The organism is Type-F symbiont of Plautia stali (genome assembly GCF_059731105.1).
In genome coordinates this window covers 2,142,769-2,167,411 of sequence record NZ_AP035909.1, presented here as the reverse complement: position 1 = coordinate 2,167,411, position 24,643 = coordinate 2,142,769, and the positions used below count along the sequence as shown (strand labels likewise).

Here is a 24,643-nt window from a genome sequence, read left to right as displayed (position 1 = left end):
GTTCATCATAAAAAATCAAAGCGATGCCCGGAAGAAATAATCTCCCCTCTGTCGTTATGAAATAAATTTAATGTATTTAAGTTGCTGCGAATAATGTCATCTCTTTTATTGCGGTTAAAATAAGAAAAACCTATTTCACTCTGCGACAGAGCCCATCGGCACTGGAAACGGTTCCTGATGAAAATTCCGGCTATCTGTCAGGCATTCTCCCTCTCTCAGCAGCAATGCATGGGCTGTGCTTTGTGATAATATGCGCACCATTCTGTTCAGTCCTGATGAAGATACGCTCCTATGGCCCAACTCTATTTCTATTACTCTGCAATGAACGCAGGGAAATCGACCGCACTGTTACAATCCTCCTATAACTATCAGGAGCGGGGCATGCGCTCGCTGGTCTACACTGCCGAAATCGACAACCGTTTTGGTGCCGGTCAGGTAAGCTCACGTATCGGACTCTCGTCACCAGCCTTGCTCTATAATGCCGATACCGCGCTGTTCAGCGACATTGCGGCGGAACATGCCGCACAGCCTATTCACTGCGTGCTGGTCGATGAGAGCCAGTTTCTCACCCGTGAGCAGGTCAAAGCGCTCTCTGATGTGGTCGACGATCTTGATATTCCGGTGCTCTGCTATGGCCTGCGTACCGATTTTCGCGGCGAACTCTTTGTTGGCAGTCAGTATCTGCTGGCGTGGGCCGATAAGCTGGTCGAACTCAAAACCATCTGTCACTGTGGCCGCAAGGCCAGCATGGTGCTGCGACTGGACAGCGAAGGGAAGCCTTTCAGTGAAGGTGAGCAGGTAGTCATCGGGGGGAATGAACGCTACATCTCGGTCTGCCGTAAGCACTATAAACAGGCCATAGAGCAGGGCTCGCTGCAGGCGATTCACGGCGCACATACGCCCGTCATCTGACACGTTTTTCAGCCAGTAAAAAACCCGCCGCGGCGGGTTTTTTTATCAGGTTATCAGAACGGTACTATCAGACTTTCTTCGCTTTCTTCTCCGCTTTAACTTCTTTTACCGGCTGTTCAGCGACCGCTTCGGCAACGCTTGAGAAAGGTTCGACAAACTCACGGCCGTAGTAGGTGTCGAGCATAATCTGTTTCAGCTCGGCAATCAGCGGATAGCGTGGGTTTGCGCCGGTACACTGGTCATCAAACGCATCATCGGCCAGCTTATCGACTTTGGCCAGGAAGTCCGCTTCCTGCACGCCAGCTTCGCGGATAGAGGTCGGAATGCCAAGCTCGGTTTTGATCTCATCCAGCCAGGCCAGCAGCTTCTCAATTTTCTGCGCGGTGCGGTCGCCAGGGGCGCTCAGGCCCAGGTGGTCAGCAACTTCCGCGTAGCGACGGCGCGCCTGTGGGCGGTCATACTGGCTGAACGCGGTCTGCTTGGTCGGGTTGTCATTTGCGTTGTAGCGGATGACGTTCGAGATTAACAGGGCGTTAGCCAGACCGTGCGGAATATGAAACTCTGAACCCAGCTTATGCGCCATGGAGTGACAGACCCCAAGGAAGGCGTTAGCAAAGGCGATACCGGCGATAGTGGCCGCATTGTGAACACGTTCGCGCGCCACCGGATTTCTGGCACCTTCCGCGTAGCTGGCGGGCAGGTTCTCTTTCAGCAGTTTCAGTGCCTGCAGTGCCTGGCCGTCTGAGTATTCATTCGCCAGCACAGACACATAGGCTTCCAGCGCATGGGTAACCGCATCCAGGCCGCCGAAGGCGCAGAGTGAGCGGGGCATTTCCATCACCAGGTTAGCATCGACAATCGCCATATCCGGGGTCAGCGCATAGTCAGCGAGAGGATATTTCTGGCCTGTCGCATCATCGGTGACGACGGCAAACGGTGTCACTTCTGAACCGGTGCCGGATGTGGTGGTGATGGCCACCATGCGCGCCTTGACGCCCATTTTCGGGAACTTGTAGATACGTTTACGGATATCCATGAAGCGCAGTGCCAGCTCTTCAAAGTGGGTTTCCGGATGTTCATACATCACCCACATGATTTTCGCTGCGTCCATCGGGGAGCCGCCACCCAGCGCGATGATCACGTCCGGTTTAAAGCTGTTCATCTGCTCGGCACCTTTACGCACAATGCTCAGCGTCGGATCGGCTTCCACTTCAAAGAAGACTTCCGTTTCAATACCGTGTGATTTCAGAACGCGGGTGACCTGATCGGCATAACCGTTATTGAACAGGAAGCGGTCAGTCACGATAAAGGCCCGTTTCGCGCCGTCCGTTGCCACCTCTTCCAGCGCAATGGGCAGGGAACCGCGACGGAAGTAGATAGATTTAGGAAGTTTATGCCACAACATATTCTCAGCTCGCTTGGCGACAGTTTTGGTGTTGATAAGGTGTTTCGGACCGACGTTCTCTGAAATCGAGTTGCCGCCCCAGGAACCACAACCCAGCGTCAGAGAGGGGGCCAGTTTGAAGTTGTAGAGGTCCCCGATACCGCCCTGAGAAGCGGGCGTATTGATCAGAATACGCGCGGTTTTCATCCTGTCGCCAAAGTAGTGCACACGTTCGGTCTGGTTATCCTGGTCGGTATAGAGGCACGAGGTGTGGCCGATACCGCCCATGGCGACCAGTTTTTCTGCTTTATCTACCGCGTCGTTGAAATCTTTCGCCCGGTACATTGCGAGGGTTGGCGAAAGTTTTTCATGGGCAAAGGGTTCAGATTCGTCCACCAGCTTCACTTCGCCAATCAGGATTTTGGTGCTGGGTGGCACGCTGATGCCTGCCATCTCCGCAATTTTGAACGCGGGCTGGCCGACGATGGCGGCATTCAGACCGCCGTTTTTCAGAATGATATTCTGTACCGCGCTCAGCTCCGCGCCCTGCAGCAGGTAACCGCCGTGGCTGGCAAAACGCTCACGCACTGCGTTGTAGACCGCATCAACCACGATGACCGACTGTTCCGACGCGCAGATCACCCCGTTATCAAAGGTCTTGGACATCAGAATCGAGGCGACGGCCCGTTTCAGGTCGGCGGTTTCATCAATCACCACTGGCGTATTACCGGCACCGACGCCGATGGCGGGTTTACCGGAGCTGTAGGCCGCTTTCACCATGCCCGGACCGCCAGTGGCGAGGATCAGGTTAATGTCAGGGTGGTGCATCAGCTGGTTTGACAGTTCAACGGAGGGGGCATCGATCCAGCCGATAATATCTTTTGGCGCACCGGCTGCAATGGCAGCCTGCAGCACGATGTCCGCCGCTTTGTTGGTAGCATCTTTGGCACGGGGGTGTGGCGAGAAGATAATACCGTTGCGGGTTTTCAGGCTGATTAACGCTTTAAAGATGGCGGTAGAGGTGGGGTTAGTCGTCGGCACAATACCGCAAATCAGACCAATAGGTTCGGCGATAGTGATGGTGCCGAAGGTGTCATCGGTGGCTAACACACCGCAGGTCTTTTCATCTTTATAGGCGTTGTAGATATATTCTGACGCAAAATGATTTTTAATGACTTTGTCTTCGACAATGCCCATGCCGGATTCGGCAACGGCCATTCTGGCGAGAGGAATACGAGCGTCTGCGGCGGCGAGGGCGGCGGCACGGAAAATGGCGTCGACCTGCTGTTGAGAAAAATTGGCATATTCACGCTGGGCTTTTTTTACACGTTCAACCAGTGCATTGAGTTCAGCGACATTCGTAACGGCCATGGTGTTCTCCTGAGGAAGTTAAACTTTTTTAGTAAACAATCCTGCGCCCTGAGTATAGTCACGCTGTCATAACCCGTCCGATCGGCCCGGAATGCATGGATTTTCAACTGTTTACTAAAAGAGTCTTGTCAGGCAGTCCGTCAGATTTTCATTGAGACTGCTAATACTTCCGTTACGAAAAGATTACCTGGTTTGGGGTAGGGTAATTTTGATGCAAATCAATTTAACCCCAAGCTGACACCTTTCAGCCGGGCTTTTTGCGCCACCTTGTTTCGAATCTGTTTGCACCATGTAAGCCGGCTTGCCATAGCGACAAAATCCAGTCTCATTCGGAACGCTGGGGGATTCCGCTATGGGTTCCGCCTTAAGTGGCATAAATAGCGGCGTATGCATCTGGCGTCTGTGCCGCTTTTCACTTACATTAGGCGCGATTTCCCCCCCCTGCGTTACGGAGCCATGTCGTGAACCCTGCACTGTTAGATCTTTCAGGCTATATAAAATTCTTTGTCGGGCTGTTCGCGCTGGTTAATCCGGTCGGCATTATTCCGGTTTTCATCAGTATGACCCGCTATCAGGCGGCAGCTGAACGCAATAAAACGAATTTAACCGCCAACCTGGCGGTGGCTATTATCCTCTGGACCTCGCTGTTCCTCGGCGATGCGATTCTGCGGGTGTTTGGCATCTCGATTGACTCGTTCCGCATTGCGGGCGGGATTCTGGTCGTGACCATTGCGATGTCGATGATCAGTGGCAAGCTGGGCGAGGATAAGCAGAACAAACAGGAGAAGTCAGAAACGGCCATTCGTGAAAGCGTTGGCGTGGTGCCCCTGGCGCTGCCCCTGATGGCTGGTCCGGGTGCCATCAGTTCGACGATTGTCTGGAGCACCCGCTATCACAGCTGGCTTAACCTGCTGGGCTTTACGCTGGCGATTGCCATTTTTGCCTTATGTTGCTGGCTGCTGTTTCGGGCCGCGCCTTTAATGGTGCGGATACTGGGACAGACCGGCATTAACGTGATTACCCGTATCATGGGACTGTTACTGATGGCCCTGGGTATTGAGTTTGTGGTCACCGGCCTGAAGTCTATATTTCCCGGACTGCTCAATTAACGCCTCACTTATTTCAGGCAGCGAAGTGGAAAACTGATCCGTAATGGTGCAATCGACGGTTTTATTGCACCATCACAATGCAATTATTCGTCACGCTTAAAAGATTCAGCCGATTATAAATTTCATTACTGCTGGCCGGTTCACAGACTTTTGTCAGCGAAATAATGTCACGATTTTCACACCATATTCTTCTGTCTTGATTCTTCCCTCCCTCATAAACACCCACCTGAGAGCAATAAGGCTGGATTTTTCTCACATCAGATGCCGACTTTGGAAGATAAGTGCCAAAAACCTTGCGTATTCATGATGCAAAGCATGTCTGCACAGGGTTTCCGACTAAAACGCCTATTTTTCATATCGATATGATATTTTCAGGTCGAAAATTAACACTTTCGCTGCGTGACAACTCGTGATAAAAGAGAATTAGTTAACATTTTAGCTATTTTACTTTGGCGCCCTCTGATGGCTTCTGATAATTTCTGGCCCAGCGTGAATTTTTTTCTCCGAAAGTGCAAAGTGAGAACGCTTTTTGCTTAAGCCTGTCGGGATACTTAAAAAAGGTTGGCGTTTCGGATGACTGGGATGATGAATGTGCAGCAACAGCGGCTGACTCTCGCCGCACTGTTAATAGCGTTTACGCCGGCTTATGCCGCCACGGTTCCGCCCGGAACGACGCTGGCCGCGCAGCAACAGATTGTGATTAACAATGGCAGTGAAGTCTCTTCGCTGGATCCCCATAAAACCGAAGGTGTGCCGGAATCCAATATTATTCACAACCTGCTGGACGGTCTGGTTAACACCGATAATTTCGGTAAGGTCGTCCCCGGCGTTGCCCTGAGCTGGGAGAATCCGCAGCCCACCGTCTGGATCTTCCATCTGCGGGATGATGCTAAGTGGAGTAATGGTGAGCCGGTGACCGCCGCAGATTTTGTCTACAGCTGGCGTCGGCTGGTGGACCCTGCCACCGCGTCGCCTTACTCCAGCTATCTGCAGGCCGCCCATGTTGCCGGGATCGATGCGATTCTGGCTGGTAAAGCGTCACCCGATCAGCTGGGCGTGAAAGCGCTGGATGACCACCGGCTGCAGATTACGCTCACTGAACCGGTGCCTTATCTGGTAGCCATGCTGGCGCACACGGCGCTGAAGCCGGTTTATGGACCCGCTATCAAAGAGTGGGGCGATGCCTGGACCCGGCCGGGTCACTATATCGGTAACGGTGCTTATACCTTAAGCGACTGGGTAGTGAATGAAAAAATTGTTCTGAAGCGCAATCCTCACTACTGGGACAATGCCCATACGGTGATTGAGCAGGGGACCTTCCTGCCCATCGCCTCTGAAAACAGCGATATCAACCGCTACCGCAGTGGCGGAACGGACATCACCAACAGCGCCCTGCCGCCGGAGATGTTTGGCAAGCTGCGCAGGGATCTCGGCGATGAGGTGAAGATCAGTCCGCTGCTCTGCACGTTTTATTATGAAATCAATAACAAAAAGGCGCCGTTCACCGATCCACGGGTGCGCGCCGCCCTAAAAATGACCCTCGACCGTGAGGTGATTGCCAGAAAAATTATGGGGCAGGGACAGATTCCGGCTTACAGCCTGACGCCGCCCTTTACCGCCGGTATTAAGCTGACACCGCCAGCCTGGTTTACCTGGACGCAGGCGCAACGCAATGAGGCGGCGAAAAAGCTGCTGGCAGAGGCGGGATTCAACGCCGCCAATCCGCTGACCTTCACGCTGCTCTATAACACTTCCGATCAGAATAAACGGCAGGCGATTGCGGCCGCTTCAATGTGGCAGAAAAATCTCGGCGCAAAAGTCACCCTGCAGAATCAGGAGTGGAAGACGATGCTGGAGACCCGTCATCAGGCCCAGTATGACGTGGTGCGAGCCACCTGGTGCGCCGATTACAATGAGCCTTCAACCTTTCTCAACATGCTGATCAGCAACGCCTCGATCAATACCGCCTTTTACAGCAGTGCGGCCTTTGACGAGCTGATGGCGAAGAGTCTGACGGCGGGCAGTGAGGCGCAGCGCGCGGAGCTCTATCAGCAGGCTGAAACACAACTCGACAAAGACTCACCCATTGTGCCAGTTTACTACCGCGTCAGTGTGCGCCTGGTGAAGCCCTGGGTTGGCGGTTTCACGGGCAAAGACCCGCAGGATATGACAGACCTGAAGTACTATTTTATTAAAAAACACTGATCTGCTCGCCGTCCTGGCGAGACAGACGGGAAGCGCATCAGCAAACAGACCAATTTTTTGGGGTCACTCTCCCGGGTTAAGGGAGCCCGGAAACGGGGGACGCCGCGGCAGAACAGCGCTGCGGTGACGATAATAAAACTGGAGTGTAATAATGAACAACATCACGAAAAAAAGCCTGATAGCAGCGGGCGTCTTCGCCGCAATAAGTGCCCTGGCAGGGAATGCGGCTTTCGCGGCGACCGTGCCTGCAGGCGTTGAGCTGGCAGCCAAACAGGAACTCGTTCGCGGCAATGGCGATGAAGTGCAGTCGCTCGACCCGCACAAAATCGAGGGCGTGCCGGAAGATAACGTGGCGCGCGATCTCTATGAAGGTCTGCTGGTCAATGACAGCAACGGCAAACCGATCCCGGGCGTTGCGGAAAGCTATGAAAATAAAGATTTCAAAGTGTGGACTTTCCACCTGCGTAAAAATGCCAAATGGTCTAACGGCGAGCCGGTAACCGCGCAGGACTTCGTCTACAGCTGGGAGCGTCTGGTTGACCCGAAAACGGCTTCACCCTACGCCAGCTATCCTCAGTATGGTCATATCCTGAACGTTGATGACATCATCGCAGGTAAAAAGCCCATTACCGATCTGGGCGTGAAAGCGATTGATGACCACACGCTGGAAGTGACCCTGAGTGAGCCGGTTCCCTATTTTGATAAGCTGCTGATCAACTCCGTGATGTCACCGGTTTATAAACCGGCGATTGAGAAATTCGGCGAACAGTGGACTCAGCCGCAAAACTGGGTCGGCAACGGTGCCTTTAAGCTCGACGCACACGTCATTAACGAACGCATCACGCTGGTGCGTAACCCGAACTACTGGGACAACGAGCACACCGTGCTGAACAAGGTTACCTACCTGCCAATCAGTTCTGAAGTCAGTGACGTCAACCGTTACTTCTCCGAGAACGGCAGCGACATGACCTATAACAATCTGCCGATCGAGCTGTTCAAAAAGCTGCAGCGCGAAAACGGTAAAGAGCTGCACGTCGATCCTTATCTCTGCACCTACTACTACGAAATCAATAACCAGAAAGCGCCATTTACCGATCCGCGCGTTCGTGCCGCCCTGAAGCTGGGTCTGGACCGTGACATCATGGTGAATAAAGTGCTGGCGCAGGGTCAGAAGCCGGCCTACAGCTTCACACCGCCAGCCACCGACGGTATGGAAATCCTGCCGCCAGACTGGTTCAAGTGGTCACAGGATAAACGTAACGCCGAAGCGAAAAAACTGCTGGCTGAAGCGGGCTACACCGCGGATAAACCGCTGACCTTCAACCTGCTCTACAACACCTCCGATCTGCACAAGAAGCTGGCGATTGCCGCCTCGTCGATCTGGAAGAAAAACATCGGTGTGAATATCAAGCTGGAAAACCAGGAGTGGAAAACCTTCCTGGACACCCGTCATCAGGGTAACTTCGATGTGGCGCGTGCGGCCTGGTGTGCGGACTACAACGAACCGACTTCCTTCCTGAACATCATGCTCTCTAACAGCAGCAGTAACACCTCGCACTATAAGAGCGATGCGTTTGACAAAGTGGTGCGTGACGCGATCAAAGCGCCGGATGCCAAAGGCCGTGCAGCGGACTATCAGCAGGCCGAGCAGATCCTGGATAAAGACAGCACCATCGTACCGGTTTACTACTACGTGAATACGCGTCTGGTGAAACCTTACGTTGGTGGTTACACCGGTAAAGATCCGCTGGATAAAACGCTGTCTAAAGACTTCTACATCATTAAACACTAATAGCGTTCAGGCTATCAGCAGTGGCGGCGCTTCTCGTGCCGCCTTTTTACTATTTTTTATATGTTGTGAAGCAACAGCCTGGTAGGTACGGCAATGTTAAAATTCATCCTGCGTCGCTTGCTTGAAGCGATTCCGACGCTGTTCGTCCTGATTACCATCTCCTTCTTTATGATGCGACTGGCACCCGGCAGCCCCTTTACCGGCGAGCGCACCCTGGCACCGGAAGTGATGGCCAACATTGAGGCGAAATATCACCTCAACGATCCTATCGGTAAGCAGTATGTCGATTACCTGGTCCAGCTGGCCCACGGCGATTTCGGCCCATCCTTTAAATACAAAGATTATTCGGTTAACTATCTGGTCGCGCACGCGTTCCCGGTCTCGGCAAAACTGGGTCTGGCCGCGTTCCTGCTGGCGATCGTGCTCGGCGTCACGGCTGGGGTCATCGCCGCGCTGAAACAGAACACATTGTGGGACTTCGCGGTAATGGGGGTGGCAATGACCGGCGTGGTAATACCCAGCTTTGTGGTCGCGCCGCTGCTGGTCCTGCTGTTCGCGATCAGCCTGAAATGGCTGCCGGGCGGGGGCTGGAATGGCGGGCAGTGGAACTACATGCTGCTGCCGATGGTGGCACTCTCACTGGCTTACATTGCCAGCATTGCCCGTATCACCCGTGGATCGATGATTGAAGTGATGCACTCCAACTTTATCCGCACGGCTCGCGCCAAAGGCTTACCGCTGCGCCGCATTGTGCTGCGTCATGCGCTGAAACCGGCTCTGCTGCCGGTCATCTCCTATATGGGACCCGCCTTTGTCGGCATCATCACCGGTTCGATGGTGATCGAATCGATCTACGGTCTGCCGGGAATCGGTCAGCTGTTTGTTAACGGCGCACTGAACCGCGACTACTCGCTGGTGATGAGCCTGACGATTCTGGTCGGTCTGCTGACCATCCTGTTTAACGCGATTGTCGACGTGCTCTATGCCGTCATCGATCCCAAAATTCGTTACTGATTGCGGAGTTCGCCATGATGTTAAGTAAGAAAAACAGCGAAGCTCTTGATGCGTTCAGTGAGAAGCTGGAAGTAGAAGGGCGCAGTCTCTGGCAGGACGCGCGTCGTCGTTTTATCCATAACCGGGCCGCGCTGATCAGCCTGCTGGTGCTGCTGGTCATTACGCTGTTTGTGATTATCGCGCCGATGGTGGCGCAGTTCACCTACGACGATACCGACTGGGCGATGATGTCTTCACCGCCGGATACCACTTCCGGTCACTGGTTCGGCACCGACTCGTCGGGGCGTGACCTGCTGGTGCGTGTGGCCATTGGCGGCCGGATCTCCCTGATGGTCGGCGTCGCCTCCGCCCTGATCGCCGTGGTGGTCGGTACCCTGTATGGCTCTATTGCCGGTTACCTGGGCGGCAAAACCGACTCGGCGATGATGCGTGTTCTGGAAATCCTCAACTCCTTCCCGTTCATGTTCTTCGTGATCCTGCTGGTGACCTTCTTTGGTCGTAACATCCTGCTGATCTTTGCCGCCATCGGCATGGTTTCGTGGCTGGATATGGCGCGTATTGTGCGCGGCCAGACGCTGAGCCTGAAGCGCAAAGAGTTTATCGAAGCCGCCCATGTGGGTGGGGTATCGACCTGGAAAATTGTGGTGCGCCATATCGTGCCCAACGTGCTGGGGGTAGTGGTGGTTTACGCCTCACTGCTGGTGCCCAGTATGATCCTGTTTGAATCCTTCCTGAGCTTCCTGGGTCTGGGCACGCAGGAACCCCTGAGCAGTTGGGGCGCACTGCTGAGCGACGGAGCCAACTCCATGGAAGTGTCGCCGTGGCTGTTGCTGTTCCCGGCGGGCTTCCTGGTGGTCACGCTGTTCTGTTTCAACTTTATTGGCGATGGCCTGCGTGATGCCCTCGACCCGAAAGATCGTTAAGGAGTTTCCCGATGACTATTCATGAATTTCAGCCAGCGATGGCGGCCCGCGCGGGAAGCGAACAGCTACTTACGGTCAAAGATTTACGCGTCACCTTTGGCACGCACGATGGTGATGTCACCGCGGTGAACAATCTGAACTTCTCGCTGCGCGCAGGGGAGACGCTGGGCATTGTCGGTGAGTCCGGTTCGGGCAAGTCACAGACCGCCTTTGCCCTGATGGGGCTGCTGGCGAAAAACGGGCGCATTGGCGGTTCTGCGCTGTTCAACGGCAAAGAGATCCTGAATCTGCCGGAAAGCCAGCTTAACCGGCTGCGCGCTGAGCAGATCGCGATGATCTTCCAGGACCCGATGACCTCGCTCAATCCCTATATGCGGGTCGGCGAGCAGCTGATGGAAGTGCTGAAACTGCACAAGGGGATGAGCAGCGCACAGGCTTTCGAAGAGTCGGTGAGAATGCTGGATGCGGTGAAGATGCCGGAAGCGCGCAAGCGAATGAAAATGTATCCGCATGAGTTCTCCGGTGGGATGCGCCAGCGCGTGATGATCGCCATGGCGCTGCTCTGCCGTCCAAAGCTGCTGATTGCCGATGAACCCACCACGGCGCTGGATGTGACGGTGCAGGCGCAGATCATGACGCTGCTCAATGATCTGAAGCGCGAGTTCAACACCGCCATCATCATGATCACCCACGATCTCGGCGTGGTGGCGGGGATCTGCGACAAAGTGCTGGTGATGTACGCCGGACGCACCATGGAGTATGGCCGCGCCCGCGATGTCTTTTACCAGCCCGCCCATCCTTATTCGATCGGCCTGCTCAATGCCGTACCACGCCTGGATGCCGAGGGCGAGAGCCTCACGACCATTCCGGGGAATCCACCCAATCTGCTGCGTCTGCCGCAGGGCTGTCCGTTCCAGCCGCGCTGCCCGCACGCGATGGATATCTGCACCCAGTCGCCGCCGCTGGAGCCGTTTGGCGATGGCCGTCTGCGTGCCTGCTTTAAGCCGGTGGAGGAGTTAGTATGAGCACCGTAGCTGAAAAGAAAGTGTTACTGGAAATCGCCGACCTGAAGGTGCATTTCGACATCAAAGATGGCAAGCAGTGGTTCTGGCAGCCTTCAAAGACCCTGAAAGCGGTGGACGGGGTCAGCCTGCGTCTCTATGAAGGGGAAACCCTGGGCGTGGTGGGCGAGTCCGGCTGCGGCAAATCGACGCTGGCGCGCGCCATTATCGGGCTGGTCAAAGCCACAGAAGGGCGTGTCGCCTGGTTAGGCCGCGATCTGCTCGGTCAGAGCGAAGAGGAGTGGCGCAAGGCGCGCAGCGACATTCAGATGATCTTCCAGGACCCGCTGGCTTCTCTGAATCCGCGTATGACTATCGGCGATATCATCGCCGAGCCGCTGCGCACCTATCATCCGAAGATGGCGCGTCAGGAAGTGAAAGACCGCGTCAAAAATATGATGATGAAGGTGGGCCTGCTGCCGAACCTGATTAACCGCTATCCGCATGAGTTTTCGGGCGGCCAGTGCCAGCGTATCGGCATCGCCCGTGCGCTGATTCTGGAGCCAAAGCTCATTATCTGTGATGAGCCGGTATCGGCGCTCGACGTGTCGATTCAGGCGCAGGTGGTGAATCTGCTGCAGCAGCTGCAGCGTGAAATGGGACTGTCGCTGATCTTCATCGCGCACGATCTTGCCGTGGTGAAACATATCTCTGATCGCGTGCTGGTGATGTATCTGGGACATGCGGTGGAGCTGGGCACCTACAGCGAGGTCTATGGCAATCCGCAGCACCCTTATACCCGGGCGCTGATGTCTGCCGTGCCGATTCCCGATCCCGATCTGGAGAAGAACAAGCAGATTCAGCTACTGGAAGGGGAGCTGCCGTCGCCGATCAATCCGCCGTCAGGCTGTGTGTTCCGCACCCGCTGTCCGATTGCCGGACCGGAGTGTGCGAAAACCCGTCCGCTGCTGGAAGGCAGCTTCCACCATGCGGTCTCCTGTCTCAAGGTCGACCCGCTCTGAAGCAAAACGCCGGGCAATTGCCCGGCGTTTTCTGTTCTGGGATGCTGCGCCACGACGTCATTCACGTCACCGCGCATCTACGGTCTATTCACGCCACAGGATATGACACAGCTTGTGATCTTTTTCACGGCACAGCAGCACGCGCGCAAAGACGTCGGTGATCGGCTCACCGTCCGCTTCACCCAGCCCAATCACCACCTCGGCGAAAAAGTCAGGGTTCAGATCGAAATCAACATGATCTTTCCAGTCTTCAGACGGGTCGAACAGCTCTGCGCCACCGCGCTCCTCAAACTGCAGATTGAAGAGAATGATGTCTGCCGGATCGAGATTGTCACCTGCCAGTTCGAGAAAAATATCGTAGGCCTGTTCCAGCGTTTCATCTTCGGTAAGGCGATTATTTAAATCCATAGTCTGTCCTGTCTGCCTGCGGCCATTTACACAATCTGGCTCGTTTTACAGTAAAGGGCTGAAGAAGTAAAACAGTCGTTCAACAATGCGCTGCCACCAGGCACGTTTTGCCCAGCGCTTACCCTCCAGCAGGCGCGACCGCGCGATATAGTCATCCTGTACGCAGGCCAGGTCACTGCCGAAGCCCGCATCATCCACTACCAGCGTCACCTCGAAATTAAGCCATAAACTGCGCATATCGAGATTCACGGTGCCGACCAGGCTCAGCTGTCCGTCCACCAGCACGCTCTTGGTATGCAGCAGGCCATCTTCAAACTGGTAAATCTTCACGCCCGCCTCCAGCAATTCACTGAAGAAGGCGCGGCTGGCCCAGCCGACCAGCAGCGAGTCATTGTGACGCGGCAGGATCAGGCTGACGCTGACGCCACGCTGCGCCGCCGTGCAGATCGCATGCAGCAGGTCGTCGCTGGGCACAAAGTAGGGGGTCGTCATGATTAGCTGCTCACGTGCCGAATAGACGGCGGTCAGCAGGGCCTGATGGATCATATCTTCCGGAAAACCGGGACCGGAGGCGATCACCTGCACGGTGTGGCCGCTCTCCTGTTCAAACGGCATGATGTTGCGATCGGGCGGGGGCGGCAGAATGCGCTTACCGGTCTCAATTTCCCAGTCGCAGCTGAAAACAATCCCCATCGCGGTCGCGACCGGGCCTTCCATACGCGCCATCAGATCAATCCACTGACCCACACCGGCACTCTGTTTAAAGAAGCGGGGGTCGACCAGATTCATACTGCCGGTGTAGGCGATGTAGTTATCAATCAGCACGATTTTACGATGCTGGCGCAGATCCATCCGCCGCAGGAAGACGCGCAGCAGGCTCACCTGTAACGCTTCCACCACGTCAATGCCGGCGTTGCGCATCATGCCCGCCCAGGGGCTGCGGAAAAAGTTTACGCTGCCCGCTGAGTCCAGCAGCAGACGGCAGTGGACGCCACGGCGCGACGCCGCCATCAGCGATTCGGCAACTTCATCTGCCAGACCACCGGGGTGCCAGATGTAAAACACCATCTCGATATTATGGCGGGCCAGCTGGATGTCACGAATCAGTGCCTGCATCACATCATCGGCGCTGGTTAACAGTTGCAGCTGATTTCCCTTTACCCCGGCAATGCCCTGACGATGGTAGCAAAGCTCAAATAACGAGCGCGCGACGTCGCTGTGTTCCGTCGCGAAAATCTCGCGGCACTGCTTCAGATCATTCAGCCAGCGGGCCGTTGATGGCCACATGGTGCGGGCGCGCTCCGCGCGACGTTTACCCAGGTGCAGTTCTCCAAAGGAGAGATAAGCGATAATGCCGACCAGCGGCAGAATATAGATAACCAGCAGCCATGCCATCGCCGAAGTGACAGCCCGGCGCTTTATCAGGATGCGCAGTGTGACACCGGCAATCAGCAGCCAGTAACCAAACAGCAGTAACCAGCTGATCAGCGTATAAAAAGTGGTCATAAAGTGGACATCCCGTTCGCGCTTCCGTCTGGCAAGTTTACGTGCAGATGACGGCTAACGAAACCTTTATCCCTGACGAGAATAATGAGAGAACAGATTGGGTATTGTCGCAGAGATCTCTATAATGCGGCGGCGTAGACGATGGCAGAGAGGAAGTGATGAAACGAAGCAGAAATGAAGTGGCACGCTGGAGAATGTTACGACAGGTTCACCGTCGCCGTTCACGCTGGCTGGAAGGGCAGTCACGCCGCTATAAGCGCATCCATTGTATCCGCCACCAGCTGGCCCAGCAGCAGCGCCGATCAATTCTGTTCATTACGCAGATGGTCTAATCCCGCACCTCTTCAGCCCGCCCTGTAAGCCGATACCCTGTGAGGCAGCAGGCGGGCTGCGCATTGTCCGGGGCACCCTCAGGCTTCAAAAAAGCCCTGCTCGGCCAGTAACCGGCGCGCCTGAGCCTGCTCCTGAGGCGACGCTCCCCGATCGTTGACCTCGAGCATCAGACAGGGCATTGCGCTGCCCAGCGCCGCTGGCCGGCGATAACCCTCCCGATCGTACCATTCGTAACTCCACCGGCCTGATTTGCGCTGATAGTAGATCGTCAGCCAGGCAGAGCAGTTCGCCGGATAACCGCTTAATACTTCTATTTTAGGATCGGCCAGCGCGGCAAGCCGGGATAAAAGCGTGTCAGCCAGAGTGAGAACCGGAACAGGATAGGTTTTATTCATAGTGAGCTCGCGACAGTGCGGTGCATCCATTCAGAGGTGTAAATCACGAATAGTAAATGTAGACAGAGGTAACAGATAAATCCTCTCACCGGTCAAAAAAAGCCGTAAGTAAAAAGGATCAGGCGGAAAAGGGGCGGGTCTGAGGGGGCTGACAGGGGATGTGTACAAAGCGAGAAGAAACTTGTACAACTTTACATTGTTTTAAGTCTATGTATTAAATGAATTTAATGAAAAATGTCACGCTTTGGGTGATTTTTCGCGCTAAATACCTGTACAGGAGGGGCGTTTTTGTATAACTTTACCGCATCGCTTAGTAACTTTAACGACGCCTTTAAGGGACAATCATGCAGACTAACGTACATATTCCCGCTTCAGTTTCAGACATTACCGCCTATCTGCACAGTGCTGCACAGCCTTCACAGCAGGCGATCCTGGGGTCGGTTGTCACGGAAATTATTCGTTCCGGCCGCAGCCTGAACCGCAAAGCGATCTGCTCAAAACTGATTAGCCGCCTGCAGCATGTTACCAGCCCGGAAGAAGAGCAGCACTATCACGCGCTGATTGGTCTGATTCTGGATCGCGGCTGATATAAAGATAACAGAGTATGAAGAACAGGACAGTCAATCAGCTGTCCTGTTCTTTAATGCCTTTTACCCTGTCAGCCGTTTATGGTCAGCCGGGATGAAGCGGCTTCGTCATCATCAGCGTGACATTTACCAGCTGCAACGCTGCTGCCAGCACAATCAGCATCACTATTGTCTGTTTCTTCCTGCGCCATCCCTGCGTCCGCCAGAGATAAATAGCCCTGCCAAGCAGTAAAGCGATGACCAGCAGCAGCGCCAGAATAACAATCTGCATATTCCCTCTCTTTGCGAAAAAAAATGGCTTCTGCGCCAGGCACAGAAGCCATTTTTCATACTCAGATGCAATCAGAAGACGCGTTTGAACGGCTTAACCGCGACCTGACTATAGACGCCCGCCGCAATGTAGGGGTCATCCTGCGCCCAGGATTGCGCCGCTTCCAGCGACGGGAACTCCGCAATGACGGTGGAACCGGTAAAGCCCGCCACGCCGGGATCGTTACTGTCCACGGCAGGCATCGGGCCAGCGATAATCAGGCGTCCCTCTTCGTGAAGCAGTTTGAGCCGTGCCAGATGGGCAGGGCGCACGGCGTTACGCTTTTCCAGTGAATCTGCAGTATCTTCTGCATAAATGACGTAAAGCACTCAGGAACTCCCATTAACCAGAATTTTGCACACGTTAAGGGATTGCCCTTCAGAGTGCAAACGAAAACTCCGGCGGCTGGAAGGCGCAGCATAAAGGGCTAAATGCGCTTTTCTGATGGCGTGAGGGCGGGAGTTATTGAAACTGATTGCTATTTGCATTTAAAATCGCTGCTTCATTCAATCACTGCGACTGTTATGACCACGCTGACTATGCCCTTACCCAAACGCACGCCACTCTCCATGTTGCTGTCTGTTGTTCTGCATGGGGCCGTCATTGCCGGAATTCTGTATGCGTCATTCCAGCAGGTGACGGAAGTGCCAAAGGCCTCTCAGCCCATCAGCGTCACCATGGTTGCCCCGGAAGTTCAGCCCGAGCCTGCTCCGGCTGTTGTGCAGCCGCCTGCGCCTGAGCCGCAGCCAGAACCTCAGCCAGAACCGGAACCTCAGCCGGCACCGGAACCGCCGAAAGCGGAACCGGTGCCGATACCCAAACCTGAGCCGAAGCCCAAACCAAAACCCAAACCTAAAACCGAGCACAAGCGGGAGAAACCTCTACGCGACGTGAAGCCGCGTCAGGAGAGTAAACCGCAGGATAATCCGTTCCGGCAGGAGACGCCGGCGACCCAGACCCGTCCAGCCACTGCGCCAAAAGCGACTCCCTCACCGACACCATCGGTATCAACCGGCCCGAAAGCGCTGAGCGTCAGTAAGCCAGGCTATCCTCAGCGCGCTTATGCGCTGCGGGTTGAAGGGCGCGTGCGGGTGAAGTTTGACGTGGACAGTGACGGTCGGGTAGAGAACATTCAGATCCTCTCTGCGGAACCGCGCAATATGTTTGAGCGCGACGTAAAGCAGGCGATGAAAAAGTGGCGTTACCAGAGCGGTCGCCCGGGTCAGGGACTCACAATGAATATCGTCTTTAAGCTTAAAGGCGGGGCCAGCATAGAGTAAGAGGCCGGGTCAGGCGGAGATGCCTGACCCGTTTTTTTATTCGCCGGGCTGCTGATTGGCGCGGCCGGCTGGCAGCGGACGGGAATTGCCCGCACTGTCCACGGCCACATAGATAAAGACCGCTTCGGTGGCACAATAAGTCTGTCCAATCGGCTCAGACGACACTTTCTTGATCCACACTTCGACGTTAATGGTCATCGAACTGTTGCCGGTCCGGATACAGCGCGCATGACAGCTCACGACATCCCCTACCGCCACCGGCTTAAGAAATGACATGCCGTCGACACGCACCGTCACCACGCGGCCTTCCGCGATCTCTTTAGCCAGAATCGCGCCGCCCATATCCATCTGTGACATCAGCCAGCCACCAAAGATATCGCCGTTAGCGTTGGTGTCTGCCGGCATGGCGAGCGTACGCAGCACCATTTCACCTTGCGGTAATTTATGTTTTTCGCCCATTGCTTCCCGTTCTTATGCAGATGAATGCTGAAAAAAAGCCCGGCGAACCGGGCGGGTGATTATTTTTGTTCCTGCTGCGGCATCTGTCGCCAGATATAGAGCCCGCTAAGCAGGGTAAACAGTAAGGTCAGACCGGTGAGACCAAACACTTTAAAGTTAACCCAAAACGCCTGGGATAACCAAAAGGCGACGTAGATGTTCACCAGGCCGCAAATCAGAAAGAAGAGTGCCCAGGCGACGTTCAGACGACGCCAGACCGCGTCCGGCAGCTGAAGCTCTTTACCCAGCATGCTCTGGATCAGCGGCTGCTTCATAAACCACTGGCTGTAGAGCAGGGCGAGCGCAAACAGGCTGTAGATGACCGTTACTTTCCACTTAATAAACTCATCGTTGTGGAACACCAGCGTCAGGGTGCCAAAGACCGCGACCAGCACAAAGGTGAAAATGGTCATCTTTTCCAGTCTGCGATAGAGCACCCAGCTGACGACCAGCGCCAGACCGGTCGCGACAATCAGTGCGCCCGAGGCGACAAAGATGTCGTAGAGCTTATAGAAGATGAAAAAAACTACCAGGGGGAGAAAGTCGAGTAACTGCTTCATAGTGATTCCCGTCAGGGTTGCATGCCAGTGCGCCCGCAGGCGCACCGTCCGTCAACGTAACAGCATATAGAGCCGATAGAGATAGATGATCAACAGGGCTGAAACCAGATTGCCAGCCGCGGTAAAAATGACCGACGAAACATTCAGCGGCAGCACGGTCAGCGAAGCGAAGAAGAGCATCACAACCACTTTCGCCAGCAGCCAGAGCAGGATGGCGGGGGCGATCAGCTTCACGTTCTTCCAGGCCATGCGCATGCTGGCGCGCATGGCGGCAAACACGCCCATCTTCTCACTGGCAAGCATCACGGGCGCCAGTGACAGCAGGATCGTCAGCAGAATACCGGGGACCACCAGCACCATAAAGCCAAGCTGGGCCACCAGCGTCATCAGAAAGGTCAGCAGCAGCAGTCTGGGCAGCAGCGGCGCAGAAGTCCCGATAGCCCGCAAAGCGCTGACCCGCTGACCGGAAGAGACCATCGGAATCAGGCAGAGCATGCCGCCCAGCAGCAGCGTGTTACCCACCAGCGCAGCGAAGGTGCTGGCAGCCGAAGCCCGCAGCAGAACCTGCTGCTGTTCCGGCGACATGCTCTGCACTATCTCAAACAACGATCTGGCACTGTCGTCACCCTGCTGCAGAATGGCCATCTCATCGACACCAGGCGTCAGCACATGCACCAGCATGACAGTGATAAAAGCGGTCAGCAGCGACAGCAGCAGCAGGGTAGCCAGCTGATGTCGCGCAAAATTTCCAGTGTCACGGTATAACGAGCTTGCCGTGATAGACATGTACACTCCTTGGAGGAACCGGGTTAATTAACCCGGCGATTGTACATGTTCTGGCAGCTCACGGGCACCCGCTGTGGCATAACTTTCTGTCACGACAGGTAAAGATGGCGAAAAAAGCGGGGGAAGGCCATAGCGGGCGCGGGCCCGATCGCAGGCTTCGTTGTGAATGCCGCCTTCTCCTGACAGCGAGAACTCCCGACAGGGAGTGGGACGCTGTTCATAGATTCCGCATGAAACGCATCCGCCGATCTCTCCCTGCAGGGCGACACAGCGCGGGGTGCGATCGTTGGTGCCCCGCATGTTACGCATGAGCAGGCTGAGCGGCTCGGTCAGGTCGGTCGGCACCAGACCGCCCGCATCGTCGGCTTCCGCCCAGTAAAATGAGACGCGAAAATGGGCGCAGCAGGCGCCACAGCTGATACAAGGATTTAATGTGTCACTCATTTGATCACCCGCCCCTCCCGAGGCATCGAACCAAAATCAACCAGGAAGAGAAGCAAAATAGGGCCGCCGGAATTTTTCAGCAAGGGGAATTTGCGGGCGCCGAAGCGTGCCGAAATTGATCTAAATCAATTCATTGTTTTTTAAGCAATTTATCTGAAGCGTTCAGAGTGCAATTTCCTGTAAATCGCGTTAAATAACTGCCAGCAAAAAAATGATAATCCCCCGCGACATCAACATTAAGCAAAGGAGTGATAATGAAACTGGCAAAATGCGCGATGCTGCTGGCGCTGGCTTTACCCCAGCTGGCGATGGCCCATGAAGCAGGCGACTTCTTTATGCGTGCCGGCAGTGCAACCGTACGCCCCACCGAAGGCTCCGATAATGTGTTAGGCATGGGGGAGTTCAGCGCCTCCAACGACACGCAGCTCGGCCTAACCTTTACCTATATGGCGACGGACAATATCGGGGTGGAACTTCTCGCCGCCACGCCGTTCCGTCACAAAGTGGGTCTTGGCCCGACCGGCACGCTGGCTACCGTGCGCCAGTTACCGCCGACGCTGATGGCGCAGTACTACTTCTTCGACAGCAAAAGCAAAGCCCGTCCCTACGTGGGCGTGGGCGTCAACTACACCACCTTCTATGATGCCGATTTCAACCAGACCGGTCGCGACGCAGGCCTGACCGATCTCAGCGTCAAGGATTCGTGGGGCGTGGCGGGTCAGGTCGGCCTGGATTATCAGATCAACCGCGACTGGATGCTGAATGCGTCGGTGTGGTACATGGATATCGACACGGAAGTGAAGTTTAAAGCGGGAGGCGAGCAGCAGAACATCAATATGCGCATCGATCCGTGGGTCTTCTTCTTCGGGGCAGGTTACCGCTTCTGATGAGAAAAAGGCCGCTGATTCAGCGGCCTTTTTTGTGTCTGTATAACGTTATTTAATCTGCATGTTGTTCACGACAGATTTCACGCCCGGTACGCTGCGCGTCACCTGAACAGCACGATTAGCCATTTGTGGCGATGACACAAAACCGCTCAGCTGAACTTTACCCTTAAAGGTTTCTACGTTGATTTCAGTTGATTTCAGCGAGTCATCCTTCAGCAGTTCACCTTTCACTTTCGTGGTCACAACGGTGTCATCGATGTAGCCACCGGTTCCCTCTTTGGTTGCGGTTGGCGCACAGGCGCTCAGTGTCAGCGCAACCACACCCGCCAGTACAGCACCTGTCAGCAGTTTAACGAATTTCATTGCTTTCTCTCCCTGTCACAAAATGGATGCGACGTTACTGTAACGGCGCTTTGTCATTGTGGTGCAGATTCTGAAAAAAGGGCAAATGGCGGAATGAAAAAAAAGGAAACAAATCATGCCTTATCGCGTGATAAGGCATGCTGACAGGATTAACGACTGGCGGCTTTCAGGCGACTGACAAAGTTCTTCAGTTCGCTCAGCATCACGTCCGGTTCGGCGTGGTGCTTCTCAATGATTCTGACAATGGCGGAACCGGAGATGGCTCCGGCGGCACCGGCGGCAATCGCTTCCTTCACCTGCTCAGGTTCTGAGATACCAAAGCCCTGCAGTGGCGGAGCGGCATGGTATTCGCGCAGCTTGTCGATCAGGTGCTGTAGCGGCAGGCTGGCACGGTTTTCAGCCCCGGTCACCCCGGCACGTGACAGCAGGTAGGTGTAGCCCCGGCCGTGCGACGCGATCTCACGCAGCAGCGTATCGCTGGCATTAGGTGGACAGATAAAGATAGGGGCCACGCCGTGACGCATCGCCGCCTGGCGGAACGGCGCCGACTCTTCAACCGGCACATCGGCGACCAGAACCGAATCGACACCGGCTTCGGCACAGCGTGCATAGAACGCATCCACGCCGTTGGTGAAGACCAGGTTGGCATACATCAGCAGGCCAATCGGCAGGTCAGGATATTTACGGCGGATTGTCGCCAGCATTTCAAAGCACTGGCTGGTGGTGGTGCCTGCGGCGAACGCACGTAAGGTCGCATTCTGAATGGTCGGGCCATCCGCCAGCGGGTCGGAGAAAGGAATGCCCAGCTCCAGCGCGTCCGCACCGCCTTCAACCAGCGCGTCAATCACGCGCAGGGAGAGCTCAGGTGAGGGGTCGCCCAGCGTGACGAACGGGACGAAAGCGCCTTCGTTGCTGGCTGACAGGCGCGAAAACAGTTGATTATAACGTTCCATCAGATTTCTCCCTGCGCAGTCAGAATGTCGTGAACGGTGAAAATATCTTTATCGCCGCGGCCGGAAAGGTTAACCACAAGCAGCTGCTCTTTCTCCGGCTCCTCCTGAATCATCTTCAGGGCGTGCGCCAGGGCGTGAGAGGATTCCAGCGCCGGAATAATCCCTTCCGCCCGGCAGAGCTGTTTGAAGGCAGCCAGCGCTTCGTTATCGGTAACCGAGACGTAATCCGCCCGACCCGTGCTGTTCAGGTGCGCATGCTGAGGCCCGACCGACGGGAAGTCGAGACCGGCAGAGATGGAGTAGGACTCTTCAATCTGGCCGTCTTCCGTCTGCATCATCGGCGCTTTCATGCCGAAGTAGATACCGACGCGACCATGCTTCAGCGGTGCGCCATGCTCGCCGGTTTCGATGCCGTGACCCGCAGGCTCAACGCCGATCAGCTTCACGCTGGTTTCATCGATAAAGTCAGCAAACATGCCGATAGCGTTGGAGCCCCCGCCCACGCAGGCGAGAATAGCGTCGGGCAGGCGACCCTCTCTTTCCAGAATCTGTTTTTTCGTCTCTTCGCCGATCATGCGCTGGAACTCACGCACGATGGTCGGGAAGGGGTGCGGGCCCGCGGCGGTGCCGAGCATGTAGTGCGCCGTTTCGTAGCTGCCAGACCAGTCGCGAAGCGCCTCGTTACAGGCATCTTTCAGCGTGGCAGAGCCGCTGTGAACCGGGATCACCTCCGCGCCCATCAGTCGCATACGGAAGACGTTAGGCGACTGACGCTCCACATCTTTCGCGCCCATGTAGATACGGCATTTCATGCCCAGCAGCGCACAGGCCAGTGCAGAGGCCACACCGTGCTGACCGGCGCCGGTCTCGGCGATAATTTCGTTTTTACCCATGCGCTTAGCCAGCAGTGCCTGACCCAGCACCTGGTTAGTTTTGTGCGCACCGCCGTGCAGCAGATCTTCTCGCTTAAGGTAGAGGCGCGTTTTGGTGCCTTTGGTCAGGTTTTTGCACAGCGTCAGCGCGGTCGGACGACCCGCATAGTTCTTCAGCAGTTCGGTAAACTCTTCCTGGAAGGCAGGATCTTTCTGCGCGTCGACAAACGCCTCTTCGAGCTGGCGCAGGGCAGGCATCAGGATCTGCGGAACATACATTCCGCCAAATTCGCCAAAGTAGGGATTCAGTAACGTCATCTTTTCTCTTCCTTTCTCAGGCCCGCCGTCGGGCAGGCCAGGCAAATCAGTACGCGCGCAGTGTCTGGAACACGGCGGCAATTTTACGGGCATCTTTGATGCCGGGCGCGCTTTCCACGCCAGAGTTGAAGTCAAGTCCGGCACAGCCCAGCTGCGCGGCTTCAACACAGTTGTCCGCACCCAGGCCACCGGCCAGCAGCACATTGTTCAGCGTCTGACCCTGCAACAGGGACCAGTCGAAACGCTGACCGGTACCACCGTTACCATTGTCGAACACATAACGGTCAACATGTGGCCAGTCGCGCGCCGGGAGATGGCCTTCGATGCGCAGTGCCTTCCATATCTGCACGTTGGCAGGCAGGGCGGCGCGCAGATCGGCGACAAACGCCGGCGTTTCATCGCCATGCAGCTGAACCGCAGAGAGAGAAAGGGCGCTGACCTGCGTGACAATGTCACTCACGCTGGCGTTCCGGAACACGCCAACGTAACGCAGCGGGGCCGCGGCGATCACACTCTGCGCCGTGGCGGTATCAATCTGACGCGGCGATCCCTCTGCAAAGATCAGGCCACCAAAGAGTGCACCCGCTTCATAGGCGGCACGCGCATCTTCGGCACGGGTCAGGCCGCACACTTTGTTGCTGCCCAGGGTAACCCGACGCACCGCGGCTGTCAGATCTGCCTCTTCCATCAGGGAGGAGCCGATCAGGAAACCATTGGCGAAGTGGCTCAGCTCGCGAATGTCCGCATAGCTGTTGATACCCGATTCGCTGATCACCGTCACGCCATGCGACAGGCGAGGCGCCAGCTGGCGGGTGCGGTTAAGGTCGATAGAGAGGTCGCGCAGATCGCGGTTGTTGATGCCCACCACTTTCGCCTGCAGGGCGATAGCACGCTCCAGCTCCTCTTCATTACTGACCTCAGTCAGAATGCCCATCTTCAGGCTGTGTGCCACCGCGGCCAGCTGACGATACTGCTCATCATCCAGAACCGACAGCATCAGCAGAATCGCATCCGCCTGATAGTAACGCGCCAGATAGATCTGGTAAGGATCGATAATAAAATCTTTGCACAGCACCGGCTGCGTGATGGCTGCGCTGACAATCGGCAGGAAAGCGAAGTCACCCTGAAAATATTTTTCATCGGTCAGCACAGAGACCGCTGACGCATAGTGGCGGTAGACCCCGGCAATCGCGGCCGGATCGAAGTCCTCGCGAATCACGCCTTTCGACGGAGAGGCCTTTTTACACTCCAGGATAAACGCGGTTCTGGCCCCCTGCAGCGCGTCGTAAAAATGACGGCTGGAAGGCTCAATGCTGTTCTGAAAGGTGGAGAGAGGCTGCTGCTGCTGACGGGCTTCAACCCAGATCGCTTTGTCCTGAACAATTTTTTCTAACACGGTGCCTTTCATGA

At 55.5% G+C, this 24,643-nt stretch carries 26 protein-coding genes; 12 read left to right on the top strand and 14 right to left on the bottom strand.

What is annotated here, in order from left to right; genetic code table 11:
• Window positions 1-291 precede the first annotated feature (291 nt).
• Window positions 292-912 carry a thymidine kinase gene (gene tdk / locus AC6I7A_RS10235; protein WP_009089905.1) on the top strand — a complete coding sequence of 207 codons (621 nt, stop codon included), beginning with the start codon at window positions 292-294 and terminating at the stop codon, window positions 910-912.
• Window positions 913-979: 67 nt separating this feature from the next.
• Here the strand turns inward: tdk and adhE are convergent, their stop codons facing one another.
• Complete coding sequence (gene adhE, locus AC6I7A_RS10230) at window positions 980-3,667, bottom strand: bifunctional acetaldehyde-CoA/alcohol dehydrogenase (RefSeq protein WP_058958170.1); 2,688 nt, start codon at window positions 3,665-3,667, stop codon at window positions 980-982.
• 461 nt (window positions 3,668-4,128) lie between these two features.
• Between adhE and AC6I7A_RS10225 the strand changes: the two genes are divergently transcribed.
• The 7 genes from AC6I7A_RS10225 to oppF all read left to right on the top strand — a co-directional run bounded on the left by AC6I7A_RS10225 (window position 4,129) and on the right by oppF (window position 12,733).
• Entirely contained in the window at window positions 4,129-4,776 is a 648-nt protein-coding gene (locus AC6I7A_RS10225; RefSeq protein WP_009089907.1) for a YchE family NAAT transporter, read from the top strand.
• Between the two features lie 582 nt (window positions 4,777-5,358).
• Window positions 5,359-6,981, top strand: a complete 1,623-nt coding sequence (locus AC6I7A_RS10220; protein ID WP_058958171.1) for an ABC transporter substrate-binding protein — start codon at window positions 5,359-5,361, stop codon at window positions 6,979-6,981.
• Window positions 6,982-7,132: 151 nt separating this feature from the next.
• The gene (gene oppA / locus AC6I7A_RS10215; RefSeq protein WP_058958172.1) at window positions 7,133-8,773 is read left to right on the top strand and encodes an oligopeptide ABC transporter substrate-binding protein OppA; all 1,641 of its coding nucleotides are present in this window, start codon (window positions 7,133-7,135) and stop codon (window positions 8,771-8,773) included.
• A 93-nt stretch (window positions 8,774-8,866) separates the two neighbouring features.
• A complete protein-coding gene (oppB, locus tag AC6I7A_RS10210) occupies window positions 8,867-9,787 on the top strand; it encodes an oligopeptide ABC transporter permease OppB (RefSeq protein ID WP_009089910.1) in 921 nt (306 codons plus the stop codon).
• Between the two features lie 14 nt (window positions 9,788-9,801).
• Window positions 9,802-10,710: an oligopeptide ABC transporter permease OppC gene (oppC, locus tag AC6I7A_RS10205; protein ID WP_046101922.1), complete on the top strand. Its 909-nt coding sequence runs from the start codon at window positions 9,802-9,804 to the stop codon at window positions 10,708-10,710.
• An 11-nt stretch (window positions 10,711-10,721) separates the two neighbouring features.
• Window positions 10,722-11,735, top strand: coding sequence for an ABC transporter ATP-binding protein (locus AC6I7A_RS10200; RefSeq protein WP_009089912.1), 1,014 nt, complete (start codon window positions 10,722-10,724; stop codon window positions 11,733-11,735).
• Window positions 11,732-12,733, top strand: coding sequence for a murein tripeptide/oligopeptide ABC transporter ATP binding protein OppF (gene oppF, locus AC6I7A_RS10195; protein ID WP_009089913.1), 1,002 nt, complete (start codon window positions 11,732-11,734; stop codon window positions 12,731-12,733). The genes AC6I7A_RS10200 and oppF overlap by 4 nt, the downstream gene beginning before the upstream one ends.
• A gap of 84 nt (window positions 12,734-12,817) precedes the next feature.
• Here oppF and AC6I7A_RS10190 read toward each other — a convergent pair whose 3' ends face one another.
• Together AC6I7A_RS10190 and cls are read right to left on the bottom strand one after the other, a co-directional pair.
• Window positions 12,818-13,141 (bottom strand): HI1450 family dsDNA-mimic protein, encoded by a 324-nt coding sequence (locus tag AC6I7A_RS10190; RefSeq protein ID WP_009089915.1) that lies wholly within the window; start codon window positions 13,139-13,141, stop codon window positions 12,818-12,820.
• A 45-nt stretch (window positions 13,142-13,186) separates the two neighbouring features.
• On the bottom strand, window positions 13,187-14,647 hold the full coding sequence (gene cls / locus AC6I7A_RS10185; protein ID WP_009089916.1) for a cardiolipin synthase: 1,461 nt from the start codon (window positions 14,645-14,647) through the stop codon (window positions 13,187-13,189).
• A gap of 158 nt (window positions 14,648-14,805) precedes the next feature.
• On the opposite strand from cls, the gene AC6I7A_RS10180 reads away from it, so the two are divergent.
• Window positions 14,806-14,979, top strand: a complete 174-nt coding sequence (locus AC6I7A_RS10180; protein WP_128084052.1) for a YciY family protein — start codon at window positions 14,806-14,808, stop codon at window positions 14,977-14,979.
• A gap of 78 nt (window positions 14,980-15,057) precedes the next feature.
• Here the strand turns inward: AC6I7A_RS10180 and AC6I7A_RS10175 are convergent, their stop codons facing one another.
• Window positions 15,058-15,375, bottom strand: coding sequence for a hypothetical protein (locus AC6I7A_RS10175; protein ID WP_009089920.1), 318 nt, complete (start codon window positions 15,373-15,375; stop codon window positions 15,058-15,060).
• Between the two features lie 344 nt (window positions 15,376-15,719).
• On the opposite strand from AC6I7A_RS10175, the gene ycgZ reads away from it, so the two are divergent.
• Window positions 15,720-15,962, top strand: a complete 243-nt coding sequence (gene ycgZ, locus AC6I7A_RS10170; protein ID WP_009089921.1) for a regulatory protein YcgZ — start codon at window positions 15,720-15,722, stop codon at window positions 15,960-15,962.
• 85 nt (window positions 15,963-16,047) lie between these two features.
• Here the strand turns inward: ycgZ and AC6I7A_RS10165 are convergent, their stop codons facing one another.
• Together AC6I7A_RS10165 and AC6I7A_RS10160 are read right to left on the bottom strand one after the other, a co-directional pair.
• A complete protein-coding gene (locus tag AC6I7A_RS10165) occupies window positions 16,048-16,233 on the bottom strand; it encodes a hypothetical protein (RefSeq protein ID WP_058958173.1) in 186 nt (61 codons plus the stop codon).
• Between the two features lie 71 nt (window positions 16,234-16,304).
• On the bottom strand, window positions 16,305-16,601 hold the full coding sequence (locus AC6I7A_RS10160) for a YciI family protein (protein ID WP_009089924.1): 297 nt from the start codon (window positions 16,599-16,601) through the stop codon (window positions 16,305-16,307).
• 195 nt (window positions 16,602-16,796) lie between these two features.
• On the opposite strand from AC6I7A_RS10160, the gene tonB reads away from it, so the two are divergent.
• Window positions 16,797-17,552: a TonB system transport protein TonB gene (tonB, locus tag AC6I7A_RS10155; protein WP_058958174.1), complete on the top strand. Its 756-nt coding sequence runs from the start codon at window positions 16,797-16,799 to the stop codon at window positions 17,550-17,552.
• A gap of 36 nt (window positions 17,553-17,588) precedes the next feature.
• On the opposite strand, the gene yciA is transcribed toward tonB, so the two are convergent.
• Genes yciA through AC6I7A_RS10135 form a run of 4 tightly spaced genes read right to left on the bottom strand, consistent with a single transcriptional unit; the run spans window position 17,589 to window position 19,840 of the window.
• Window positions 17,589-18,011 (bottom strand): acyl-CoA thioester hydrolase YciA, encoded by a 423-nt coding sequence (gene yciA / locus AC6I7A_RS10150; protein ID WP_009089928.1) that lies wholly within the window; start codon window positions 18,009-18,011, stop codon window positions 17,589-17,591.
• Window positions 18,012-18,070: 59 nt separating this feature from the next.
• Complete coding sequence (locus AC6I7A_RS10145) at window positions 18,071-18,610, bottom strand: septation protein A (RefSeq protein ID WP_046101919.1); 540 nt, start codon at window positions 18,608-18,610, stop codon at window positions 18,071-18,073.
• Window positions 18,611-18,661: 51 nt separating this feature from the next.
• Window positions 18,662-19,396, bottom strand: a complete 735-nt coding sequence (locus tag AC6I7A_RS10140) for a YciC family protein (protein ID WP_058958175.1) — start codon at window positions 19,394-19,396, stop codon at window positions 18,662-18,664.
• 27 nt (window positions 19,397-19,423) lie between these two features.
• Window positions 19,424-19,840, bottom strand: coding sequence for a YkgJ family cysteine cluster protein (locus AC6I7A_RS10135; protein ID WP_009089933.1), 417 nt, complete (start codon window positions 19,838-19,840; stop codon window positions 19,424-19,426).
• A gap of 254 nt (window positions 19,841-20,094) precedes the next feature.
• Between AC6I7A_RS10135 and ompW the strand changes: the two genes are divergently transcribed.
• Complete coding sequence (ompW, locus tag AC6I7A_RS10130) at window positions 20,095-20,727, top strand: outer membrane protein OmpW (protein ID WP_009089935.1); 633 nt, start codon at window positions 20,095-20,097, stop codon at window positions 20,725-20,727.
• Window positions 20,728-20,775: 48 nt separating this feature from the next.
• Here ompW and AC6I7A_RS10125 read toward each other — a convergent pair whose 3' ends face one another.
• The 4 genes from AC6I7A_RS10125 to trpCF all read right to left on the bottom strand — a co-directional run bounded on the left by AC6I7A_RS10125 (window position 20,776) and on the right by trpCF (window position 24,641).
• The gene (locus tag AC6I7A_RS10125; RefSeq protein ID WP_009089937.1) at window positions 20,776-21,090 is read right to left on the bottom strand and encodes a BON domain-containing protein; all 315 of its coding nucleotides are present in this window, start codon (window positions 21,088-21,090) and stop codon (window positions 20,776-20,778) included.
• A gap of 149 nt (window positions 21,091-21,239) precedes the next feature.
• Entirely contained in the window at window positions 21,240-22,043 is an 804-nt protein-coding gene (gene trpA / locus AC6I7A_RS10120; protein ID WP_058958176.1) for a tryptophan synthase subunit alpha, read from the bottom strand.
• Window positions 22,043-23,233: a tryptophan synthase subunit beta gene (gene trpB, locus AC6I7A_RS10115; RefSeq protein ID WP_009089941.1), complete on the bottom strand. Its 1,191-nt coding sequence runs from the start codon at window positions 23,231-23,233 to the stop codon at window positions 22,043-22,045. Before trpB ends, trpA begins: the two co-directional genes overlap by 1 nt.
• Window positions 23,234-23,279: 46 nt before the next feature.
• Entirely contained in the window at window positions 23,280-24,641 is a 1,362-nt protein-coding gene (trpCF, locus tag AC6I7A_RS10110; RefSeq protein WP_058958177.1) for a bifunctional indole-3-glycerol-phosphate synthase TrpC/phosphoribosylanthranilate isomerase TrpF, read from the bottom strand.
• Window positions 24,642-24,643 lie beyond the last annotated feature (2 nt).

Coding starts and splice junctions, on each gene's coding strand:
- ycgZ (WP_009089921.1), top strand. CDS start 15,720: ATGCAGACTAACGTACATATTCCCGCTTCAGTTTCAGACATTACCGCC.
- yciA (WP_009089928.1), bottom strand. CDS start 18,011: ATGGGCGAAAAACATAAATTACCGCAAGGTGAAATGGTGCTGCGTACG.
- tdk (WP_009089905.1), top strand. CDS start 292: ATGGCCCAACTCTATTTCTATTACTCTGCAATGAACGCAGGGAAATCG.
- oppA (WP_058958172.1), top strand. CDS start 7,133: ATGAACAACATCACGAAAAAAAGCCTGATAGCAGCGGGCGTCTTCGCC.
- tonB (WP_058958174.1), top strand. CDS start 16,797: ATGACCACGCTGACTATGCCCTTACCCAAACGCACGCCACTCTCCATG.
- ompW (WP_009089935.1), top strand. CDS start 20,095: ATGAAACTGGCAAAATGCGCGATGCTGCTGGCGCTGGCTTTACCCCAG.
- trpB (WP_009089941.1), bottom strand. CDS start 23,233: ATGACGTTACTGAATCCCTACTTTGGCGAATTTGGCGGAATGTATGTT.
- AC6I7A_RS10145 (WP_046101919.1), bottom strand. CDS start 18,610: ATGAAGCAGTTACTCGACTTTCTCCCCCTGGTAGTTTTTTTCATCTTC.
- AC6I7A_RS10180 (WP_128084052.1), top strand. CDS start 14,806: ATGAAACGAAGCAGAAATGAAGTGGCACGCTGGAGAATGTTACGACAG.
- cls (WP_009089916.1), bottom strand. CDS start 14,647: ATGACCACTTTTTATACGCTGATCAGCTGGTTACTGCTGTTTGGTTAC.
- AC6I7A_RS10165 (WP_058958173.1), bottom strand. CDS start 16,233: ATGCAGATTGTTATTCTGGCGCTGCTGCTGGTCATCGCTTTACTGCTT.
- oppC (WP_046101922.1), top strand. CDS start 9,802: ATGATGTTAAGTAAGAAAAACAGCGAAGCTCTTGATGCGTTCAGTGAG.
- AC6I7A_RS10125 (WP_009089937.1), bottom strand. CDS start 21,090: ATGAAATTCGTTAAACTGCTGACAGGTGCTGTACTGGCGGGTGTGGTT.
- oppB (WP_009089910.1), top strand. CDS start 8,867: ATGTTAAAATTCATCCTGCGTCGCTTGCTTGAAGCGATTCCGACGCTG.
- oppF (WP_009089913.1), top strand. CDS start 11,732: ATGAGCACCGTAGCTGAAAAGAAAGTGTTACTGGAAATCGCCGACCTG.
- AC6I7A_RS10140 (WP_058958175.1), bottom strand. CDS start 19,396: ATGTCTATCACGGCAAGCTCGTTATACCGTGACACTGGAAATTTTGCG.
- adhE (WP_058958170.1), bottom strand. CDS start 3,667: ATGGCCGTTACGAATGTCGCTGAACTCAATGCACTGGTTGAACGTGTA.
- trpA (WP_058958176.1), bottom strand. CDS start 22,043: ATGGAACGTTATAATCAACTGTTTTCGCGCCTGTCAGCCAGCAACGAA.
- trpCF (WP_058958177.1), bottom strand. CDS start 24,641: ATGAAAGGCACCGTGTTAGAAAAAATTGTTCAGGACAAAGCGATCTGG.
- AC6I7A_RS10175 (WP_009089920.1), bottom strand. CDS start 15,375: ATGAATAAAACCTATCCTGTTCCGGTTCTCACTCTGGCTGACACGCTT.
- AC6I7A_RS10220 (WP_058958171.1), top strand. CDS start 5,359: ATGATGAATGTGCAGCAACAGCGGCTGACTCTCGCCGCACTGTTAATA.
- AC6I7A_RS10190 (WP_009089915.1), bottom strand. CDS start 13,141: ATGGATTTAAATAATCGCCTTACCGAAGATGAAACGCTGGAACAGGCC.
- AC6I7A_RS10200 (WP_009089912.1), top strand. CDS start 10,722: ATGACTATTCATGAATTTCAGCCAGCGATGGCGGCCCGCGCGGGAAGC.
- AC6I7A_RS10135 (WP_009089933.1), bottom strand. CDS start 19,840: ATGAGTGACACATTAAATCCTTGTATCAGCTGTGGCGCCTGCTGCGCC.